The 1846-nt window shown below is 48.6% G+C and carries 1 rRNA gene; it reads right to left on the reverse strand.

Annotated elements, in window-relative coordinates:
• Positions 1–23: 23 nt before the first annotated feature.
• Positions 24–1570, reverse strand: a 16S ribosomal RNA gene (locus E2R68_RS13700).
• Between the last annotated feature and the right edge of the window lie 276 nt (positions 1571–1846).

Here is a 1846-nt window from a genome sequence, read left to right on the forward strand (position 1 = left end):
TACAAAGGATGTGTTTCTTTACGTAAGGAGGTGATCCAGCCCCAGGTTCCCCTAGGGCTACCTTGTTACGACTTCACCCCAGTCATGAACCACACCGTGGTCATCGCCATCCCCGAAAGGTTAAGCTAATGACTTCTGGTGCAGCCCACTCCCATGGTGTGACGGGCGGTGTGTACAAGGCCCGGGAACGTATTCACCGTGGCATTCTGATCCACGATTACTAGCGATTCCAACTTCACGGAGTCGAGTTGCAGACTCCGATCCGGACTACGACAAACTTTAGGAGATTCGCATACCATCGCTGGTTAGCTGCCCTTTGTATTTGCCATTGTAGCACGTGTGTAGCCCATCCCGTAAGGGCCATGATGACTTGACGTCGTCCCCACCTTCCTCCGGTTTATCACCGGCAGTGTCCCTAGAGTTCCCGGCATAACCCGCTGGCAAATAAGGATAAGGGTTGCGCTCGTTGCGGGACTTAACCCAACATTTCACAACACGAGCTGACGACAGCCATGCAGCACCTGTCTCAGAGTTCCCGAAGGCACTCATCAATCTCTTGGTGATTCTCTGGATGTCAAGGGATGGTAAGGTTCTTCGCGTTGCATCGAATTAAACCACATGCTCCACCGCTTGTGCGGGCCCCCGTCAATTCATTTGAGTTTTAACCTTGCGGCCGTACTCCCCAGGCGGTCTATTTAATGCGTTAGCTTTGAATCCCACAGCATATAGCCACAAAATTCTAATAGACATCGTTTACTGCGTGGACTACCGGGGTATCTAATCCCGTTTGCTCCCCACGCCTTCGCGCCTCAGCGTCAGTCTTTGTCCAGGTGGCCGCCTTCGCCACTGGTATTCCTTCAGATCTCTACGCATTTCACCGCTACACCTGAAATTCTACCACCCTCTACAAAACTCTAGTTAACCAGTTTCAAATGCAGTTCCAAGGTTGAGCCCTGGGATTTCACATCTGACTTAATTAACCGCCTACGCGCGCTTTACGCCCAGTAATTCCGATTAACGCTCGCACCCTCCGTATTACCGCGGCTGCTGGCACGGAGTTAGCCGGTGCTTCTTCTGCGAGTAACGTCACAGATGTTGGATATTAACCAACACCCTTTCCTCCTCGCTGAAAGTGCTTTACAACCCGAAAGCCTTCTTCACACACGCGGCATGGCTGCATCAGGCTTGCGCCCATTGTGCAATATTCCCCACTGCTGCCTCCCGTAGGAGTCTGGACCGTGTCTCAGTTCCAGTGTGGCTGGTCATCCTCTAAGACCAGCTAGGGATCGTCGCCTTGGTAAGCCATTACCTTACCAACTAGCTAATCCCACTTGGGCTCATCATAACGCGATAGCTTATAAATAGAGGCCACCTTTGGTCCGAAGACATTATGCGGTATTAGCAGTCGTTTCCAACTGTTGTCCCCCACGTTACGGTAAATTCCCAAGCATTACTCACCCGTCCGCCACTCGTCAGCAAAATAGCAAGCTATTCTCTGTTACCGTTCGACTTGCATGTGTTAAGCCTGCCGCCAGCGTTCAATCTGAGCCATGATCAAACTCTTCAATTTAAAGTTTAATTTGCACTAAAAGTGCGACTCAATATTACTGACTAAAACTAATTGCCAATTACTGATATAAATATAAGTATTTAACGATTTGTTATTCTGAATTAATGAATTAATTCGTGTGTCACTTCTATTGATGTTGCCTAACAAGTAGGACTTTGATTTTTTTGAAATCACATCAACAATAAGTGCTCACACAGATTGTTTGATTAAATTGTTAAAGAGCGTGCCTTTCGGCTAGGCGGCGTATATTACGCGCCTTTCGAACAATGTCAACGT

This window comes from Psychromonas algarum (genome assembly GCF_004376845.1).
GTDB lineage: Bacteria > Pseudomonadota > Gammaproteobacteria > Enterobacterales > Psychromonadaceae > Psychromonas.